This window comes from Gloeothece verrucosa PCC 7822 (genome assembly GCF_000147335.1).
Classification (GTDB): domain Bacteria; phylum Cyanobacteriota; class Cyanobacteriia; order Cyanobacteriales; family Microcystaceae; genus Gloeothece; species Gloeothece verrucosa.
Genome location: NC_014501.1, coordinates 463,993 through 482,330 on the forward strand (window position 1 = coordinate 463,993; position 18,338 = coordinate 482,330).

The 18,338-nt window shown below is 39.4% G+C and carries 18 protein-coding genes; 11 read left to right on the forward strand and 7 right to left on the reverse strand.

Translation table 11 applies throughout. From position 1 onward, the window contains the following. Nucleotides 1-133 precede the first annotated feature (133 nt). The 4 genes from CYAN7822_RS02070 to pyrR all read left to right on the forward strand — a co-directional run bounded on the left by CYAN7822_RS02070 (nt 134) and on the right by pyrR (nt 3,001). Nucleotides 134-1,183 (forward strand): AI-2E family transporter, encoded by a 1,050-nt coding sequence (locus CYAN7822_RS02070; RefSeq protein WP_013320584.1) that lies wholly within the window; start codon nt 134-136, stop codon nt 1,181-1,183. Between the two features lie 64 nt (nt 1,184-1,247). Next, complete coding sequence (locus CYAN7822_RS02075; protein WP_049802664.1) at nt 1,248-2,096, forward strand: amino acid ABC transporter substrate-binding protein; 849 nt, start codon at nt 1,248-1,250, stop codon at nt 2,094-2,096. A 128-nt stretch (nt 2,097-2,224) separates the two neighbouring features. Continuing rightward, nucleotides 2,225-2,377 (forward strand): hypothetical protein, encoded by a 153-nt coding sequence (locus CYAN7822_RS37395; RefSeq protein ID WP_013320586.1) that lies wholly within the window; start codon nt 2,225-2,227, stop codon nt 2,375-2,377. Between the two features lie 90 nt (nt 2,378-2,467). Then, nucleotides 2,468-3,001 (forward strand): bifunctional pyr operon transcriptional regulator/uracil phosphoribosyltransferase PyrR, encoded by a 534-nt coding sequence (gene pyrR / locus CYAN7822_RS02080; protein WP_013320587.1) that lies wholly within the window; start codon nt 2,468-2,470, stop codon nt 2,999-3,001. Here the strand turns inward: pyrR and CYAN7822_RS02085 are convergent. Together CYAN7822_RS02085 and CYAN7822_RS39300 are read right to left on the reverse strand one after the other, a co-directional pair. After that, nucleotides 2,993-3,607, reverse strand: a complete 615-nt coding sequence (locus CYAN7822_RS02085; RefSeq protein WP_041933098.1) for a class II aldolase/adducin family protein — start codon at nt 3,605-3,607, stop codon at nt 2,993-2,995. The genes pyrR and CYAN7822_RS02085 overlap by 9 nt on opposite strands. 140 nt (nt 3,608-3,747) lie before the next feature. Continuing rightward, nucleotides 3,748-5,418: a PEP-CTERM sorting domain-containing protein gene (locus CYAN7822_RS39300; RefSeq protein WP_013320589.1), complete on the reverse strand. Its 1,671-nt coding sequence runs from the start codon at nt 5,416-5,418 to the stop codon at nt 3,748-3,750. 252 nt (nt 5,419-5,670) lie between these two features. Between CYAN7822_RS39300 and CYAN7822_RS02095 the strand changes: the two genes are divergently transcribed. Beyond that, entirely contained in the window at nt 5,671-6,558 is an 888-nt protein-coding gene (locus CYAN7822_RS02095) for a hypothetical protein (protein WP_013320590.1), read from the forward strand. A 97-nt stretch (nt 6,559-6,655) separates the two neighbouring features. Here the strand turns inward: CYAN7822_RS02095 and CYAN7822_RS02100 are convergent, their stop codons facing one another. Beyond that, complete coding sequence (locus CYAN7822_RS02100; protein ID WP_013320591.1) at nt 6,656-8,077, reverse strand: isochorismate synthase; 1,422 nt, start codon at nt 8,075-8,077, stop codon at nt 6,656-6,658. A 503-nt stretch (nt 8,078-8,580) separates the two neighbouring features. Between CYAN7822_RS02100 and menA the strand changes: the two genes are divergently transcribed. Together menA and CYAN7822_RS02110 are read left to right on the forward strand one after the other, a co-directional pair. Beyond that, nucleotides 8,581-9,483, forward strand: a complete 903-nt coding sequence (menA, locus tag CYAN7822_RS02105; protein WP_013320592.1) for a 2-carboxy-1,4-naphthoquinone phytyltransferase — start codon at nt 8,581-8,583, stop codon at nt 9,481-9,483. Between the two features lie 29 nt (nt 9,484-9,512). Then, on the forward strand, nt 9,513-10,550 hold the full coding sequence (locus tag CYAN7822_RS02110; protein ID WP_013320593.1) for a 3'(2'),5'-bisphosphate nucleotidase: 1,038 nt from the start codon (nt 9,513-9,515) through the stop codon (nt 10,548-10,550). A gap of 9 nt (nt 10,551-10,559) precedes the next feature. On the opposite strand, the gene CYAN7822_RS02115 is transcribed toward CYAN7822_RS02110, so the two are convergent. The 4 genes from CYAN7822_RS02115 to CYAN7822_RS02130 all read right to left on the reverse strand — a co-directional run bounded on the left by CYAN7822_RS02115 (nt 10,560) and on the right by CYAN7822_RS02130 (nt 14,192). Continuing rightward, nucleotides 10,560-11,585 (reverse strand): M48 family metallopeptidase, encoded by a 1,026-nt coding sequence (locus tag CYAN7822_RS02115; RefSeq protein WP_013320594.1) that lies wholly within the window; start codon nt 11,583-11,585, stop codon nt 10,560-10,562. A gap of 142 nt (nt 11,586-11,727) precedes the next feature. Then, nucleotides 11,728-11,940, reverse strand: coding sequence for a Uma2 family endonuclease (locus CYAN7822_RS37400; protein ID WP_013320595.1), 213 nt, complete (start codon nt 11,938-11,940; stop codon nt 11,728-11,730). A gap of 68 nt (nt 11,941-12,008) precedes the next feature. After that, nucleotides 12,009-13,322 carry a PQQ-dependent sugar dehydrogenase gene (locus CYAN7822_RS02125; RefSeq protein ID WP_013320596.1) on the reverse strand — a complete coding sequence of 438 codons (1,314 nt, stop codon included), beginning with the start codon at nt 13,320-13,322 and terminating at the stop codon, nt 12,009-12,011. A gap of 21 nt (nt 13,323-13,343) precedes the next feature. Continuing rightward, nucleotides 13,344-14,192, reverse strand: a complete 849-nt coding sequence (locus tag CYAN7822_RS02130) for a GGDEF domain-containing protein (RefSeq protein ID WP_013320597.1) — start codon at nt 14,190-14,192, stop codon at nt 13,344-13,346. 26 nt (nt 14,193-14,218) lie between these two features. Between CYAN7822_RS02130 and argS the strand changes: the two genes are divergently transcribed. The 4 genes from argS (at nt 14,219) to CYAN7822_RS02145 (ending at nt 17,857) form a co-directional block, all read left to right on the forward strand. Next, nucleotides 14,219-15,976: an arginine--tRNA ligase gene (argS, locus tag CYAN7822_RS02135; protein ID WP_013320598.1), complete on the forward strand. Its 1,758-nt coding sequence runs from the start codon at nt 14,219-14,221 to the stop codon at nt 15,974-15,976. 193 nt (nt 15,977-16,169) lie between these two features. Then, the gene (locus tag CYAN7822_RS35460) at nt 16,170-16,373 is read left to right on the forward strand and encodes a hypothetical protein (protein ID WP_013320599.1); all 204 of its coding nucleotides are present in this window, start codon (nt 16,170-16,172) and stop codon (nt 16,371-16,373) included. A 19-nt stretch (nt 16,374-16,392) separates the two neighbouring features. Beyond that, complete coding sequence (locus CYAN7822_RS02140; protein ID WP_013320600.1) at nt 16,393-17,235, forward strand: hypothetical protein; 843 nt, start codon at nt 16,393-16,395, stop codon at nt 17,233-17,235. Nucleotides 17,236-17,566: 331 nt separating this feature from the next. Continuing rightward, nucleotides 17,567-17,857, forward strand: a complete 291-nt coding sequence (locus tag CYAN7822_RS02145) for a hypothetical protein (RefSeq protein WP_013320601.1) — start codon at nt 17,567-17,569, stop codon at nt 17,855-17,857. The last annotated feature ends 481 nt before the right edge of the window (nt 17,858-18,338 follow it).

Genomic DNA, 18,338 nt, shown 5'->3' on the forward strand with positions numbered 1-18,338 from the left:
TTTATCTATTTTCTGTAGGGTAAGCCCTGCGTGCCCCCAACCCCATAAACATTAAGTGCGACTTGATTAAAAAATGGTCTTGTTGGAGCGGCAGACATTAAAATGAGGTTGAATACTATTTTTATTTAAGGCTGTGAATTTTAGTCGTTGCCTAGGTTTCATCTGTTTCATCATCTCTATTTATATCTTATGGCAAATACAGCAATTGCTGTTGCTCATCTTCACGGCCATCGTTTTTGCCACTGCGCTTAACCGTCTGATCCGTTGGCTAGAACAACATCAAATCAAACGTAATTATGCTATTACGCTTACCTTCACGGGAATTTTAATTTTAATCACCCTGTTTTTTGTCCTAATTATACCGCCGTTTCTCGAACAATTTAAAAATTTATTAGAGTTATCACCTCAGATATGGCAGCAAATTCGTCATCTTTTAATTACCCTTCGAGATGCTAATTTAGGATGGCTTCCTCAGCCTCCAACTACTTTAAGTGACCTCGTTAAGCAACTTCAACCGATCTTTGAAGATACCCAATTTTGGAAACGGTTTTTTGCCATTTTTTCTAATTCTTTTTTTGCCATTTTACAATTATTATTTATACTAATATTAATTTTTGTAATGTTACTTAATCCTCATCCCTATCGTCAAGGATTTTTAAGATTGTTTCCTTCTTTTTATCGTCGTCGAGGAGAGGAAATTCTCGATAAAACTGAACTCGCTTTAGTGAATTGGTTTACGGGAATTGTTATTAGTTCTACTTTTATCGGTGTTTTTAGTGCGATTGGACTTTTCGCTTTACATATTAATTTAGTATTATTTAATGCTTTATTAGCCGGGTTACTCAATTTTATTCCTAATATAGGCCCGACCACCAGTGTGGTTTTTCCGATCATGCTGGCTCTATTGGATGCTCCTTGGAAAGTGGGTGCTGTTTTAATCTTATATTTTATTATTCAAAATATTGAAAGTTATTTATTAACGCCAACGGTGATGGCTAAACAAGTCTCTCTTTTACCGGCAGTCACCCTGATGGCTCAATTATTTTTTGCCAAACTTTTTGGGGTTTTAGGCTTATTACTCGCTTTGCCTCTAACAGTTGTTGCTAAAACCTGGATCGAAGAAGTATTATTTAAAGACATTTTAGATCAATGGCACATAACGACTCCCTGCGATGTTGAGTAAATTAAAGTCCATAAAAATGAATTTAGCTAAACTGATAAGACATTTAATTTCGCTTAAAAAGCTCCTGAGCCTCTTTTTGATCAGTTTATTATTTTTCAATTTTTCAAGTTTTCTTCAGGCACAAGAAACCAGCGTTTTAGACAATATTCAAAAAACCGGACTGTTAAGAGTTGCCATGAGAGAAGACGCTGTTCCTTTTGGCTATAAAGACCTGGATAATAATTTAAATGGTATTTGTTTAGATGTTATTAATTTAATTAGGCAACAAATCCAAGAAGAATTAAATAAACAAATTATTACGGTTAAACTATTTCAATCAACTTTGTACAATCGATTTGATCTAGTCAAAGATGGATTAGTAGACCTTGAATGTGGACCTAATACCATTAGACAAGCTTCTGACTTAGCCATAGCCTTTTCCGACCCATTTTTTATCACCGGAACCCAATTTATTATTAAAACTGACCAAGAAAATAAGTTTAATACAGATGGATCATTAGCTGACCTCACTTTAGGCGTTCTTCGCAATACAACCACCCAGGAATTTATCCGCAACCGCTATCCTCAAGCCAAAATTCAAGTATTTCAAGGCATAACTGGCCGTTTAAGAGGTATTCAAGCAGTACAGTCCGGAAAAATCGATGCTTTTGCCAGTGATGGAATTTTGTTACTGGGCGAAGCGACCCTTCAAGGCTTATCGATTCCAGAACAATATCAGTTAGTTCCTCAACGTCCTTTAGACTGTCAGTATTATGGCTTAATTTTACCGAAAAATGATCCTCGCTGGCGTGAGTTGGTTAATTCTGTCATTAGCAATGTGGAATTGAGGCAAATTTTAAGAAAATGGTTGACAGTCGTCGGCCCTTATGTTAGAGAAACTCTTAATACCTGTTACAGAAAATCTAATCCGTAGTTGAATTCGGCCCAAAAAGCTAAAAAAACAGTATTATTACTGGCTTTTTTCCCAGTTTCAAGCTATACTGAAAAGTCATATTCTAGAAATTACCTAGATTTTTCAAAAAACTTAAACAAAAGCCAGATATGGATAGAACTTTACATCAATTAACCGTATTAGCCGCTAGTGGTGTTATCATGCTGATTGCTTTATCAGCCGGGTTGTCTTCTACCCACAGCAATTATGGAAGTCAAGTCACTCAACCCACCACAGCCATTGCAGAAAATCTAAACCGTTAACCGCTCCCACGCCCCAAGAGTGAGCTTCGATAGCGTTTGTTAGAGGCTTGATTTTGTTAAAATTTAACTTTAGAGCGAAATTCTAACATCATGCCTAACCAAGTTGTCGAAATTTTATCGGCTGAAGAAATTCGTCGCACTCTTACCCGTTTAGCTTCTCAAGTGATAGAAAAATCCGGAGATCTCTCTCAACTGGTGCTAGTGGGAATCTACACTAGAGGCGTTCCTCTAGCTCATCTGTTAGCCAGTCAAATCGAAATGTTAGAAAAGATCAAGGTGGCGGTGGGAGCTATCGATGTCACCTTTTATCGGGACGACTTAGACCGCATTAAAACCAGAACCCCCGCTAAAACGAAAATTCCTTTTGATTTAACCGGTAAAACCGTCGTTTTAGTCGATGATGTCATTTATAAAGGACGAACCATTAGAGCGGCTTTAAATGCTGTAACCGAATATGGAAGACCCTCAGTGATTCGACTCTTAGCGCTGGTAGACCGAGGACATCGGGAATTACCGATCCACCCTGATTATACCGGCAAAAAACTTCCCACTGCTTCTGAAGAACAGGTAAAGGTTTATCTTCAAGAAGTGGATGGACGAGATCGAGTAGAGTTATTAAAATAATTGACATTGTTGATAATACTCAAGCAATAAATTGCCGGCTTCGGTTAAATTACAGCCAAAGGCCATAACCCCTTCCCAATGACCACTCATCACTAAAATTTTGGCTTCTTTCAAATTTCCTAGTTGACACAGACGGATAATTTCTTGGGCCATTTCAGGCGTTCCATAAGCAATATCTTTAGCCGTTGTGGGAACTTTATCCATTAACGTTTGCCAAAGTTTGAGGTGATGAACATGAATAACTGCATTAATATGAGGGTTAGCTGTATAGACGGCGGCATGGGTTAAAGCTTCTGAAGAGGCTTGAATGGAACCGCGACAAATTAACCAGTTTTTTTCCCAGTCATAATCTATTACTCGGGTATAATGTTGTTCATTTAACTCAGGTATTCCGCCGGTTTTTGTGCCTGAAATAATGAATTGATGCTCCTGATCTAAACAACGAATACTCACATTGCCAAATCCAATCCCGTTATCATATTGACCAATTAAACCCAGTTGAAATAACTTATGCCGCCATTGATTGAGTTCTTCAATTTGTTCAAAAGTGACTGAAGGACTATCAAGCCATTCACAGTGATATTTAACGTAACCTTCATCAATCATTTTTAACCTTGTTATTACATCCATTCCTTAGTCAATCCTAAAATATCTAGGGCGATGCTGCTGGTTTAAATTTTAATAAGGTGGGTAATTAGCCCACCTAACCGACTTAAGGAAAATTTTATCTGAGTAATTTCCGAGTTTTATTTAGCTTTTAGCTTACGCTTGAAGAATGCACCAAAGCCCATAGCACATCCTGCACCAAGGAGGGTTAAAGGTTCTGGAACCGCAGTAGTCAATAACCCTAATTGTCCTCCCTCTACTAGGTTATAGGTGGCAATATTGCCCCCTTTTAGAGTATGAGCTTGAATATCAAAGATCAACACCTTTTCTCCAGGTTTAGTGTCAAATAAATGGGTGACATCTAATACCCCCGAAGATTCCCACTCGGCTAAAGTAGCGGGATCTGGATTAGTTAATTGAGCAACCCGTGTTAATTTGCCTGTAGTAGGGTTAATTTGCCAGATAGAGGGCTGTTGTTGGGAAGTCGCTCCAAATCCTGAAACGGCGGGGTCTTCTTGAACATAGATCAAACCATCATCAGCCCAATCTAGGTTATCTGGACTCCGTAGTCCATAATCAGGACCAGGAAATTGACCTTTACCAGCATCGTCTCCATCATAAAGAATGTTGAGATTGGCTGTAGAGGCGTTTGTATCGAGTTGTCCATTAATATCAAAGACCAACTGGTTGTCTAAGATATAAGTATCTCCCCACAGATCACTCGGGTAAAGACTGTTACCAGTAGCGTTAAAAGCCGCCTGAGTTCCATTATTAGGATTAGTGGTTAAGTCTTCATTGCGAGCAAAGGAAAAGCCGCCTTGATTATCGGCTTGAGTGCGTAAAGTGTTGGCACTAGCATAACCATTAACATAGCCAGTTCCGGACCCTTGGTTAGCGAGTTCTACCCATTGCCCATTGAGGGAGTTACCTGTGCCGTTAAATTGGCTAGGGTCCAATGCTCCTGTGTTGGATTTCCAAGCATAAAGCTTTCCTTGCTTTAGACCATTGCGATCTAAGAAGCTTCCATCACCTGCACCACCTTTTTTACCCACATACAGGTATAGGGGAGCGCCTGTGGTATCATCTCCACCGAGCAAGGCCACAACATCGGTTCGACCAGTATTGAGTTCTGTCCAGTTTTCCCAAGCACCCCGTCCCATTTGCGGAACTGCCCAGAGATTCCCACCAGCAACATCAAGCGCCCATTGAGTACCGTTGGAGGTTTCTTCGCCGGCAAAGTAAATCGTGTCTTCAAATCCTATTCCATTGCCAAAGCTATATCTTCCAAAAGCACTCCCTGAACAAAAGCGATCTAAACTGGTACGAGACGATAAAATACCATCCTTAAATTGGGAGGTGTTGGTAATCAGGTTGTAATTGCGATCGTAGATAGCATTATAAGCTAGACCCGCATTGACAATTTGGCGCGTGGTTTTGTCAATATCAAAGTAGCTAATTCTGGCACCACCATTAATGGTGAGTCCTCCGTTATTTACCTTGTAGGATGCACCTGTACCTGCTGAGAGTTCATGGTTAACTAAAACCCGAACTAAATTAGAATTTAGTCCGATGGTTGTTCCATCAACGGCCCCAATTCCATCGAGAATCCCTACAGGAGTATATCCATTAACCGTGTCTCCAACGGTGAACAAAGGATCATATTTCCAACCGTTTAATCCTGTCGCTTGAGCAGGGGCACTGGTGGTAAAAGCCGCTCTAGCTATTTCTTGGTGGAGAAATATAGCGGTTATTCCTAAAAAGAGTGCGGTGGCGGGTAGGAAGTGAAAAAGTTTAAAATGTGATGAAGTCATTTAATGAAATTCCTCTAGGCTAATCAGCTTTTTTCAAGCCAACTCTAAAGAGGCTAGAGGTTTTTGGTTAATAATGGGTTATTAAAGCTATAAAAATGATTTAAGATTTAAAAAATGTAATAAAAATTTAACGATTATTTTTTGAATGATTCGCTTGTAACATTTGTAACTCTTCTCCTTGACATTTCGGGCAAAATGGATATTATATAAAACATCATCTAGCCGTCTATTTAATAATTGGTCAAATTGTTCATGAATAAAAAATTAATAAAAAAGTCATTGCCAGAAAACAATTCTAATTTATCAGCCACCTTTTCCCCAGATTTTAATTCTCTTATTGAGCCATTAATTAATCTTGTATCTGAGGCAAATTTAAAAAAGGCTTTAAAGCAAAGTATAATAGACTCTGAGCTTTCCCTTAGAAAAATTGAAAAGTGTTTCAACTATCTATCAAGCTGTCAATGGTCTAAAGAATTCTTGGCGCTGTTTTTCAATTCTTGGAAATCAACCCATTTAAAGATGTTAGCAATTTATGCGCTTTCCTGCCGTTTGCAGAGATTAGCATTAAGTTCAGAAGCGGATAGACAACAACTATTTTTTCTCGCAGCAAGTTACAATGCGGCAACCAGTTACGAAGATTTAGGGTTAGATTTTCAAGGGGTTACCCATGCTCAACTTTATGATCAGTTGGCAGGATTTTTTTTAGGGGATTTTCCTTGGCAATTAGATTACTATTGTCTTCCTGTAGCAAGGGAGTTTAAAAACTGGATATACCAGAATATGGTCTTGGATGATATTGGCACAGGGTTACTTACTAATATCTTTTCAGAGATCTATAATCATTGTGAATATAGTATAGCGCTGCATCATTTTTCTAACTTCATTGATCGCTATTATGTTTGTTCAGAAGCTGAGAAAGATAAACATCTTTGTTATATCAAAGCTCATGTAATCAATGAGACAGAAATTGATCATTTCTTGGTTGTGTTTAAAGCTTTAGAGGCTTATAACCAAGCAACCGATCAGAAAATCAATTATCAACAAGCCAGAGCAATTTTTACCACTTACCTTACCCGTGTGGGAATGATCATGGAATTATTAACTGAAAAGATGAAAAAACAAATAAATGCAGCTACTTAACTGTACCTTGGGTCTTAAACCACAGCCAATTTACAAAATTCATCAACTTTGGACTTGATTTAGTTCCAGTTATTTAGCTTTCATTTAATCATTTTCATCAAAGTAAAGCTTTCATTAAGGCTTGAAATTTCAGTTGTATTTCAGCTAGTTCTTTGTCTGGATCTGAACCTGCAACGATACCAGCACCGGCGTAGAGTCGGGCGTGATTATCCTCAATTAAAGCTGAGCGAATTCCGACAATAAATTCACTATTTCCCTGAGAATCTATCCACCCCAAAGGCGCGGCATAAAGTCCTCGATCAAATGTTTCATAATGACGAATTTGTTCACAGGCAATTTCTGTAGGAACGCCCGCAACCGCAGGAGTAGGGTGAAGTTGAGCAACTATTTGTAAGGGGTGTATATGGGGTTTGAGATGAGCGTAAATAGGAGTCCATAAATGCTGAATATTGGATAATTTTAACAGTTTTAAGGGAGAACAATGAGGTGCTAATCCCAGTTTGAAAAGTCGCTGAGTAATAAATTCACTAACAGCCTGATGTTCCCTTCTTTCTTTTTCATTTCTTAAGAGAGTTTGCGCGATTTTAGCATCTTCTTTAGCCGTTTTTCCTCTCGGGGCTGAACCAGCTAAAGCATCAGTGACTAACTGTTGATTTTGAATACTAATGAGTCGTTCAGGACTCGCGCCAATGAAATGATGACCTTTGCCATTACTGACTGAAAAAGTGTAGCAGTCAGGATAACGCTGACGTAAGTTATTGAGAGAAGAAACGATGGGAAAATTTTCCCTCGAAATTACATTGATCGCATGAGCCAGAACTAACTTACTAAATTGCTGAGATTCAATGGATTTCAACGCCGAAGAAACGGCGGCTTTAAAGTTATAAGACGGATAAAATTCTGCGATTTTTTTCTCATGACTTTTAGCAGGGACTAAACAATTAAATTCGCTAGAATCCTTAATAAATTTACTATGATAATTGATTTGTTCTAACAATAATTTTAAATTTATTTTTGGATTGATTGAACAATTTATGACTAAAATACATTGCTGTTTTTTCTTAATGATTTGAATTTGAGGCAGAAAAATAGTCGCTGAAGGGAAAGGCGTAGTTTCACTTAAATTAGCCTCAAAAAATGTAAAACTGCAAAACCAGTAAGGTTCAGCGTTAAAAATTTCCCCTACTCGTAAAGTATGATTTAAACAATTTTCGATAAACTGTTGGGATTGGCTAAATCGATCAGGAGAATCAAGGGTTAAAGATTTAGTCACTCCATAACCCAAGATCGCCTCTTCTTTACGTCGATTTTCCCAATAAGAATATAACAAATTTGGTTGGATAATTTTCTCCAACACGGCTAAAGGATCTATAGAATTAATTTGTTGGGAAAAACTGACAATTTGTGATTTTCCCTTGCCGGTTGCTTTCTCCTGACAAGCCAAGAGAAACCGATAGAGTGCTTTCTCATCTTGTATAAGATTACCATGATCAGGGACAACTGGCACAGCAGTAGACATCGTAAAGTTATTTATCGTTTTTTCTCTGAGTAGCCACATTAATGCTATGTAAAAAAGAATATCTTATAGGTTTTCAAGGATAAGTATATCCCTTAACAAAGGGACAATGATTAGCCTTCAAATGTTACAACCTCCTGGTTATATTAACTGAGGTGTCGAACAAGTTCGGCACTCCCCTATCTATAGTATCGAAGAAGGGTAAGATAGTCATTAACAACGGTTGAGTAGGTTTTTGCTGTAGGCAATCTCCATCAATAAAATAGAGGGGATTTCATCAGCAATAAAACTTGATTTTCTCCCTTGATATCGACGAGGTTAGACCGTTTGGGTTGTCAGGCTATCAAGTTTTCCAATGGTTGTATTTCTCGGCTCCCAAACACCCTAGCCTATCTCCGGGTTTAGGTAACTTTTGAATGTTAAGTTAACGGTTGTTGCTCTTTGACTGATACAATTTTTGCATTAGAAAAAACTTACATTGTCCATCAGCAGCTTCATGGTGTATTATGACTACAACCCCGATAATTGAACCCTCTAAAAAAAAGTTGTGGCTGGCTGCCATTAAACCCCCAATGTATAGCGTTGCAATTATGCCCATTATCGCTGGAACAGCCATAGCTTTTCGAGAAACTCATCGACTAAATCTCAGCATATTTTTGACCTTTTTAATATCCGCTATTTTAATTTTAGCGTGGGAAAATCTCAGCAATGATGTGTTTGATTCAGAAACCGGCATTGATAAAAATAAAACCCATTCTGTCGTAAATTTAACAGGAAATAAACCCTTAATTTTTGGGTTAAGTAATTTCTGTTTGGGATTAGGAATTTTAGGAATTTTTGCGATTGCTTGGTGGCAGCAAGATTGGACAGTCTTAGAAATTATTCTTCTGTGTTGTGCCTTGGGATATAGCTATCAAGGCCCTCCCTTCCGTCTAGGATACCAGGGTTTGGGCGAGATTATCTGTTTTTTTGCCTTTGGACCATTAGCGATCACGGCGGCTTACTATTCACAGACTCAAAGTTTCTCAGCCACGATGCTAGGAGGTTCAGTGTTTATTGGCATTAGCACTTCGATCATTTTATTTTGTTCGCATTTTCATCAGGTAGAAGATGATATCGCAGCCGGCAAGCGTTCACCTATTGTCCGTCTGGGTACGGCCAGAGGAGCTAAACTGTTAAAGTGGAGTACAGCAAGTCTCTATGTTTTGACAGTTTTGTTGATTGGCTTAGGAATTTACCCCCTCGGAACTTTACTGGTTGTCCTCAGTTTACCCTTTGCGATCGCTTTGACGAGTCATGTTCAGCAATACCACGATCAACCTGAAAAAGTCAGCAATTGCAAGTTTTTAGCCGTAAATCTTCATTTTTTCAGTGGGATATTATTCGCCTTGGGTTTCCTACTTTTTTAGGCAACACAATAACTAACGACTAACGACTAATGACTAATTACGAAAAAGAAAAACAAATAGCGATCACAACAGTCACCGCCGCCGCCCAACTGTGTCAACAAGTCCGCCACCAGCAAAACTGGGCAACTCTAAAAAAAGCCGATGCTAGTCCGGTTACTATAGCTGACTTCGGTTCTCAGGCGATCATTTGTCAAGGGTTATCGGTAGCGTTCCCTGATGATCCCATTATCGCCGAAGAAGATGCTACCTTTTTAGAGCAACCTGAATTAGCAGACTCTTTAAAGACAGTAACTCAGCAAGTTCAAAAGCTTATTCCAGGGACAACACCACCTGATGTGATTGATTGGATCAACCGAGGAAATGGCCAAATTGCCTGGGGCACCGAACGAGTTCCGCACTCTCGTTACTGGACTTTAGATCCTATAGATGGCACTAAAGGTTTTATTCGCGGCGATCAATACGCCATTGCTTTAGCCTTAGTAGAAAAAGGAGAAGTTAAATTAGGAATTTTGGCCTGTCCGGCTTTAGCGGCAGATTTTCGTCAACCTAACCGAGATCAAGGGGTAATTTTTCTCGCCATTAGAGGCCAGTCAACAGAGATGATCTCTATAGGCACTCAAAAATCTCAGTTTATTCGGGTTAATGACAGCGATCAAATCGAAAAAATCCGGCGCATTGAAAGTGTAGAATCAGCCCATAGTGATCGCAGTTTACAAATTATTTTAGATCAAACCCTGGGTTTAAGCGGCGCGGCTCAACAGATGGACTCACAAGCTAAATATGGGGCTGTGGCCCGAGGAGAAGCCGATTTATATTTGCGGATTCCTTTAGCTCGAGCCATGTATCAAGAAAATATTTGGGACCATGCGGCCGGTTCAATTATTGTGGAACAAGCAGGAGGAAAGGTTAGCGACCTAGAGGGTAAACCCTTAGATTTTTCCCTTGGTGCTAAATTGAGTAAAAATCGGGGGATTGTCGTCAGTAACGGCAACATACATCCACAAGTTTTAAAAGCCCTCACTCAGATGACACTCCCCTCAACTTCAGACAACTCAGTCTCGATTTAAGCTGAGAAACTATTTACCAAACTGTTGATCAAAAAAGTCTCCCGCGTTGCCGCCATGACGAGAATTAATTCTTAAAGACTGTCCATCTTTAGAAGGTTCATAAGTTAAAGGTTGAGAGGTTTTAATTCTCGACTCTCCTAATGGGACTAAAGTAGAAGCAGGACGTTCGGTCATTAACTGCTGCATTCTTTCAATACGTTTAGGAACAGCCGGATGGCTGCTATCTACTTCAGACCCAGGCATTCTCCCTAAAACTTCTAACATTCTCACGCATCCTTGAGGATCAAAACCCGCCGTCGTTGCATAAATATATCCCTTTTCATCAGCTTCAAATTCATGGGTTCTGCTTTGTTGAGCGATTTTCTCCTGTAATTCAGCATTTTTTTGGGCGACAATTTCTTCAACTCTTTTTTGCGCCTTAGCCATCCGTTGTTGAGCCGCACTATCCGCCGCCGAACCGGCCACATTACCGGCTACACTACCCCAACCGCCAAAAAAACTACCAATCCCTCTAGCCACAGCACCCCCCACAGAGGCCCCTGTCGCTTCAGAATTAGCCGATTCTATTTCTTGTTTAACTTGTTGTTCGGCCTCTTGTTGGATTTGTGCTTGTAAGGCGGCTTGTTCAGTGGGCCCGATGGCCAGATGGCGTTCTGTGTGATGTCCCATTTCATGACCAATGACACAGGCCAGCGCACTCGCATCACCCCCTAATTGATCTAATAAACCACTATAAACAGCGACTAAATTGGCTTCTGTGGCAAAGGCATTGATGTTATATTCTTGAACAATACCAATACGCCAAGGATGTTCATCAAGTCCGTTGGCTCTGGCAAGACGATCTACAATACGATAAACGATATAAACATCTTGGGGTAATTCTTGTTTAGCTTTTTCATAGATTGTTTCTGTAGTAGATTGGGGTTTTTGATTTTGTGTTGAGGGAGCCGGTTTAGCCGCCAACGGACCCACTGTTCCACTGAGCATCGTACAAACAGAAGTAAGAAGTGCTAAACTTTTAACTTTTTGTAACATAACTGACAGCAACTTATAATTTTAACTCCTAAAATACTCTATTTTTTGGTGATCGTCAGGAGGGAAAAAGAAAAAAAATCGGGTCTTGCTGGCTTTAACGGGGTTTTTAAGGTGGTTAATGAGAATTTGCTTTAAATTTAAGTTAATTTTTTGTCGCCCCATTTTTCCTTGCTCTTGGGATTAATTGCCGCTTTAAGTCGGTACAGATATTGTCAGCAACTTGTTGATGTTTCCAATGGGGGGCCCTGGCCACAAATAACTCTCCTTCTATAATCTCATAGCGATTGCCATTATCAGGCAACAAGTCTAAATCCGCAGTTGTCCAACGAACTTTCTCAGTAATAGGTGTTTGCATATCGTCACGCCACGAGAGAGTTTATTTTATTGTATCTTAAAGTCGGATAAATCTCGGCTTAATTGCTGTTACTTTTTCTTTTGAATCCGATAAATTCTGCCATTAGCTTCTTCGGTAAATAATAAACTTCCATCAGGTAAAACCAATAATCCTACCGGTCTTCCCCAAGTAGACGGAACCGATGGCTCAACCAGAAAGCCGGTTAAAAAATCCTCATAATAGCCTAACGGTTTTCCCTGATTATTAAAGGGAACAAAAACAATTTTATAGCCGGTTCCTTGATGGCGATTCCAAGAACCGCGAAAGGCAACAAATGCACCATTATGATATTTTTCGGGAAAAGTCTTTTGAGTATAAAATTTTAAGCCCAAGGCGGCAGAATGCGCTTGAAATAAAACATCAGGTGTAGAAGTTTTAGCCGCTAACTGAGGATTAACACTTTTTTGATGACGAGGGTCTAGTAATTGAGGAGCCAAATAAGTATAAGGCCAGCCATAAAATTGCCCTTTTTCAAGGCGGGTTAAATAATCAGGCACCAAATCATCCCCTAACCCATCTCGCTCATTAACAGTGGTATATAATTGCTGAGTCAGAGGATGAAAATCTAATCCCACAGGGTTACGCAACCCATCAGCAAAAGTTTGTCGATTTGAACCATCTAAATTCATGATCTGTACAGAGGCACGAGGAAGCGGTTCTACATCGGCATTAGTTTGAGAACCAATAGAAACATATAACTTTTGTCCATCAGGTGAAACAATCACATTGCGAGTCCAATGCTGACGATATCCCCCCCCAGGTAAATCGGTAATTTTTTCTCCTTTTCCTTGCAGTTGTTGTTGTCCTTTTTGATAGGGATATCTGCGAACTTGGTTATGATTACCTAAAAAAAAGTATTGACTAGCGAAAGCTATGCCAAAAGGAATTTCTAACCCATTAGATGCGGTTGCAAAAGTTTTATATTCATCAGCTACACCATCATTATTTGTATCTTTGAGAAGGCGAATGCGATTTTGACGAGTTTCTGTCACTAAAACTTCTCCTGTAGGCGTTAACGCTAACCAGCGAGGTTGCTCTAAATTTTCGGCAAAAATATTGACTTCAAACCCTTGGGGAACTTTTAATGTGGGATGATTAGGAATGGGAATTACTTGAGGCGGCTTAGAGGCACTATTACTGGCGTAAGGTAAGGGTAAATTTTTTACTGTAATGCGAATTGGTTGAGGGGTTAACGGTTGGGTAGCTATCAACTGTTTAGCAGGAATATTGCTGGCACTCACAGAGGTTTGAAGGGAAGGAGTGGATTTAATTTTATCTGAAGGACGCTGACAAGCGCAAATGAATGTCAAAATAGCAAATAATACAATTGATGATGGTTTCATGACTGATAAATTCTACAAGGCTCAAGACGAAGCCGAGAAGACCTCATGCTTAAGTCGATTTTTGCCGCTATTTTTTACATCGTACATCAAGTGATCCACTAACTCGATCATCTCATCGATAGATTCTGGTAGGCTTAAAAAGGTCACTACCCCTATGCTAAAACCTACAGGAAAAGATTTTACAGCCATCGCCGCTAAAAGTTTATCCTGAAGGCGAGTTACAACCACTTGTGCAGACCTATAATCAGTTTCAGGGAGCAGCAAAGCAAATTCATCTCCACCTAAGCGAGCGACAATATCTACGCTACGAATGTTAGTCTTAAGGGTATGGCTAAGGGAGCGTAACAGTTGATCGCCCACACTATGACCATAAGAATCATTAACCGTTTTAAAATTATCTACATCCAGATAAGCTAAAGTAAGAGGACGTTGATGTCGGCGAAATCTCTCTACCTCCCAACTTAACAATTCTAAAAAAAACCATCGGTTAGTGATGCCGGTTAGTCCATCTGTTCTAGCCAAGTGTCTTTCTCGTTGATAGACTTTTTTCAATTCCCACAGAAGATAGGTTATCGTTAAAAAGAAGCCTAGTCTAACAGCCACATTCCAATAGGGTATCCAGGGATAAGGATAGCTTTTGGAGACGATCTCACCAAAAAACCAAAGAAAAGCACAAATGATAGAATATAAAATCCCCATACGTAGCCTAGTAAACCAAGTAACCAGGATAATCGGGATAAGGTAAAAGATGGATAGAGAAATGTCAATGATGATGATATAGTCGATCACAGCAATGAGTGCTATCAAGAATAAGCTAATCAAAACGATCACCCAAGGGGGAAGATCTTCTAACTGTTGAATTATTTTCACGTTTAAAATCAGATCAAAAAACTCTTATGATTTCTATTATCGAACAACTCAAGCAACGTTTTACTCAAGCCTTAAAAATCGCATTTGAGCAAGATTTCACTGAGATAGAGGGGTTGGTTGTACCGGCAACGAATCCTAAGTTTGGAGACTATCAGTCTAATGTAGCCTTGTCTTTAGCTAAACCCTTAAAACAATCTCCAAGAGCCATAGCAGAACAATTAGTCAAGGCGTTAGAGATCAGTGATTTATGCGAACCGCCTCAAATTGCAGGACCTGGTTTTATTAACTTTACCCTGAAACGGAGTTATTTAGAAAATCAAATTAGCATCCTTCAAAAAGATCCGCGCTTAGGTGTAGAAAAAGCCGCTCCTCCTCAAAAAATCGTCATTGATTTTTCTAGTCCAAACATTGCTAAAGAAATGCACGTAGGACATCTACGTTCTACCATTCTAGGCGACTGTCTGGCCAGAATTTTAGAATTTAGAGGTCATGAGGTTTTACGTCTTAATCATGTGGGAGACTGGGGAACTCAATTTGGGATGTTAATTGCTTATTTAAGAGAAGTTTATCCAGACGCTTTAACCACTGCCAATGCTCTCGATTTAGGGGATTTAGTCTCTTTTTATAAAAAAGCTAAAATTCGCTTTGATGAAGATGAAACTTTTAAAGAAGAAGCAAGACAAGAAGTGGTTAAATTACAAGCAGGAGCCAATGATAGCGGCCATGCTTGGCAATTATTATGTGAACAATCTCGACGGGAATTTCAAGGAATTTATGATATTCTTGATATTAAACTGGTAGAGAGAGGGGAATCTTTTTACAATCCTATGCTGTCGGGAATCCTTACCCAGTTAGATGAACAAGGATTATTAACTGAGGATCAAGGTGCTAAATGTGTATTTCTAGAAGGATTTACCAATAAAGAGGGAGAACCCCTACCTTTAATTGTGCAAAAATCCGATGGGGGATATAACTATGCGACGACAGATTTAGCTGCTTTGAAATACCGGGTGGAACAAGACCAAGCCACAAGAATTATTTATGTGACTGATGCCGGGCAGGCTAATCATTTTGCTCAGGTGTTCCAAGTGGCTAAAAAGGCCGGGATTTTGCCGGAGAATGTAGAAGTTGTTCATGTGGCTTTTGGAATTGTTAAAGGAGAAGACGGGAAAAAATTAAAAACCCGTTCAGGAGAAACGATTAAATTAAAAGACTTAATTGATGAAGCCATTGCTCATGCTCGCCGAGATTTAGAAACAAGACTAAGCAGCGATGAACGTACTGAATCCCAGGAATTTATTAATCATGTTGCTCAGGGCGTAGGAATTAGTGCGATTAAATATGCTGATTTAAGTCAAAATAGAGTCAGTGATTATATTTTTAGTTATGATAAAATGCTGGCTTTACAAGGCAATACAGCACCCTATATGCTCTATGCTTATGCTCGTGTACAAAGTATTAGTAGAGAAGGAAATATAGATTTTAACCAGTTAGATGAAGGAGCGAGTGTTCTCCTCACAGAAGAGGCAGAATTAGTTTTGAGTAAATGCCTTTTGCAATTGACAGAAGTTATTCAAGATGTAGAAAGAGATTTACTGCCCAATCGATTGTGTGAGTATCTATATGAACTGAGCAAAAAATTTAATAAGTTTTATGAAACTTGCCCAGTTTTAAAATCAGAAGATCCCATTAAAACATCCCGCTTAATCTTATGTGATTTAACAGCAAAAACCTTAAAATTAGGATTATTTTTGCTAGGAATTTCAGTTTTAGAGCGGATGTAAGTTGGTAAGCCGCCATCAAATGAAAGCCATTAAGTCTTTGATTAAGACTATGTAAGCAAATTTTGACAGAAATTTGAACAATCGAGGGAAAAAGCGATTAGGAATTGAGAATTAACCCCAATTATAACTTCCGATACCTATAAAACTTTCCCCCTTATGCAACAATAAGAAAAGATTAACAAATTTCTGAACTATGCCAAGCAAAAAAGTCCACGTCCAAGAATATACCGTTAGGTCTCATTATCGAACCATTCATACTCGGGTTTTCCGGCTCATCTGTAGTTATTGCCATGATGAAGTAGAGAGAGAAACTTATGCCACAACCTGTCCCAAATATGGCAACAAATGCAATGGAGTCGCTAGTAAATGTCTCCGTTGTGAAAAACCGAAAACCTAACAGGAGCCACTGAACAGCTATGTTAAATTTTCCTCCTCCACCCCCCCCCCCTAAAGTTAATAATCAGGTTTTAAATCAACTAGCAGATTATTATCGCCAGTTAGTAGAATATCATCAGCGAGCGATGGCATTAGCGGCTCAACAACTAGCTCATATAGAAGCTTTGTTAACTCCTAGCCTGCTACCGGATTTTAGTGCCATTCATGGTGAGTTTGACTCGGACGACCATTCTATTCGCTTAGAAGATATTACCCCTTTATTAGAGTTGCCATCTTCGGATGAACCCGACTTAAGCGGTGAGTCTCTTTTCTTCAAACAAGGCCGAGCCACCATGACAGAGGAACTCAAGGACCTTCTTGAGCGTAATCGCGGTAAGATTTTACAGATTAATTATATTGTTAGAAAACTTTATGGCTTAGTGCCGGATCAATACCTCGAGGAAATGACTCAAGCCACTAAAAAACTCCTAGAAGAGGGCGCAAGAGAAAAAAAATGGTACGCGATGCCAGACTCTCCGGAATGCTGGACCATTGATCTCAAGGAATTTCCAGATTTATGGCATTCTTCTAAAAATCTCTCACAACCTAAAAAGTCGGCTCATGTAGCCCAGAGTGCCCGCTTACCCTATTCAGCAAAATTAGCCGCCTATGGAACAACTACAGCAGCCATCCGTGCTTGTCTGCAAGAACATCATCCTCATAGTATGACTACCCCTCAAGTTTTAGATTGGCTTTATCCAGATGGGATAGCTGAAAAGCACAAAAAAAAAGCGGCAGAAGCCATTAATAATGTCTTGTCCAAAGGTTCTGGCTTAAAGGGTTGGCGACGAGTGGCCCTGGGGCAATATCTTTGGACCGGATAAATGATGCGATGGTTGCCCGTCAATTATCCTAGATTTTACCCGCCAGAGCGATAAAAGTTTTATCCAAGGGGTTTGTCCCCTTGGCAGGTTTCCGTATAAATCGTTACATATAGTTATATTCATTTAATAATTTCAATATACAGCTAAATGATTGTGTTTAAATCTATCAAAAGACTTAATGCTGAGGTCGGTTAAGAGAAAGAGTAAAAGTGTATTGTTTTGCGGGCATAAGCGCTCGCTTTCTACAAATATCCTTTTGTGATCAAGCTCACAGGAGCTATTCTAATTTTCGCGTAGCTTAGGGATATAAAATATAGACCAGGAAACAATAATGGACATTTTCAAGGTTTTGGGAGAGATGGGATCGCTTAAGTCTGCCATCGGACGCGCCTACACTCAGGCAACCGATACCACAAGCTCCACAAGTCTGAATGGCACTTGTGAGCAATATTTTCGAGTCGAGATATACCATCAATCCGGTAAAGTAACTACTCAGGAGTTCAAAGAGCTAAATCAAGCAATGCAGTCTTACTCCCATCAGTTAGCTAACTATGGCAAAAGGAAACTGAGGGTTTACGCGGTGCAGCCATCTGGAGAGAGTTTAATAGTCAGCCACCGTTGAGCGAAACCATTAAAGAAAGCCGTTTAATAGTTAGCAAATTGGCTGTAAGTACCTGGACATAAATAAAGCTTTCTGTATTAAGAAATGTTTTACTCTCCTAACTCTTACCCATTGCCCTTTCCCCGCAACCCCATTGCCCAATCTCACAGTTAACTTTAATTTTGTCCACCTACTTAATATAGGGATTGACCAAACACAGATAGGTTGTCAATCCCTTGTCTTAGAGATTGAAAGCTTTGATTTATGAGCTTTCCAATTAAATCGGAGCGGCGGGATTTGAACCCACGACCCCTACTACCCCAAAGTTGATGCCTAGTTTTTAAAACTCCCTTCATAAAAAGCTTTTACTTAATATTAAAAAATTACAATACCCAATTCATACCCATTTTTGACCCAACTAGATCACGAAAAATTTCCTTAACCATATCTCAATACTACTAAAAATTTACTCGAATCCACCTCTCTCCTGTTTTCCTTAGCG

Coding starts and splice junctions, on each gene's coding strand:
- CYAN7822_RS37395 (WP_013320586.1), top strand. CDS start 2,225: ATGGATAGAACTTTACATCAATTAACCGTATTAGCCGCTAGTGGTGTT.
- pyrR (WP_013320587.1), top strand. CDS start 2,468: ATGCCTAACCAAGTTGTCGAAATTTTATCGGCTGAAGAAATTCGTCGC.
- CYAN7822_RS02085 (WP_041933098.1), bottom strand. CDS start 3,607: ATGATTGATGAAGGTTACGTTAAATATCACTGTGAATGGCTTGATAGT.
- CYAN7822_RS39300 (WP_013320589.1), bottom strand. CDS start 5,418: ATGACTTCATCACATTTTAAACTTTTTCACTTCCTACCCGCCACCGCA.
- CYAN7822_RS02095 (WP_013320590.1), top strand. CDS start 5,671: ATGAATAAAAAATTAATAAAAAAGTCATTGCCAGAAAACAATTCTAAT.
- CYAN7822_RS02100 (WP_013320591.1), bottom strand. CDS start 8,077: ATGTCTACTGCTGTGCCAGTTGTCCCTGATCATGGTAATCTTATACAA.
- menA (WP_013320592.1), top strand. CDS start 8,581: ATGACTACAACCCCGATAATTGAACCCTCTAAAAAAAAGTTGTGGCTG.
- CYAN7822_RS02110 (WP_013320593.1), top strand. CDS start 9,513: ATGACTAATTACGAAAAAGAAAAACAAATAGCGATCACAACAGTCACC.
- CYAN7822_RS02115 (WP_013320594.1), bottom strand. CDS start 11,585: ATGTTACAAAAAGTTAAAAGTTTAGCACTTCTTACTTCTGTTTGTACG.
- CYAN7822_RS37400 (WP_013320595.1), bottom strand. CDS start 11,940: ATGCAAACACCTATTACTGAGAAAGTTCGTTGGACAACTGCGGATTTA.
- CYAN7822_RS02125 (WP_013320596.1), bottom strand. CDS start 13,322: ATGAAACCATCATCAATTGTATTATTTGCTATTTTGACATTCATTTGC.
- argS (WP_013320598.1), top strand. CDS start 14,219: ATGATTTCTATTATCGAACAACTCAAGCAACGTTTTACTCAAGCCTTA.
- CYAN7822_RS35460 (WP_013320599.1), top strand. CDS start 16,170: ATGCCAAGCAAAAAAGTCCACGTCCAAGAATATACCGTTAGGTCTCAT.
- CYAN7822_RS02140 (WP_013320600.1), top strand. CDS start 16,393: ATGTTAAATTTTCCTCCTCCACCCCCCCCCCCTAAAGTTAATAATCAG.
- CYAN7822_RS02145 (WP_013320601.1), top strand. CDS start 17,567: ATGGACATTTTCAAGGTTTTGGGAGAGATGGGATCGCTTAAGTCTGCC.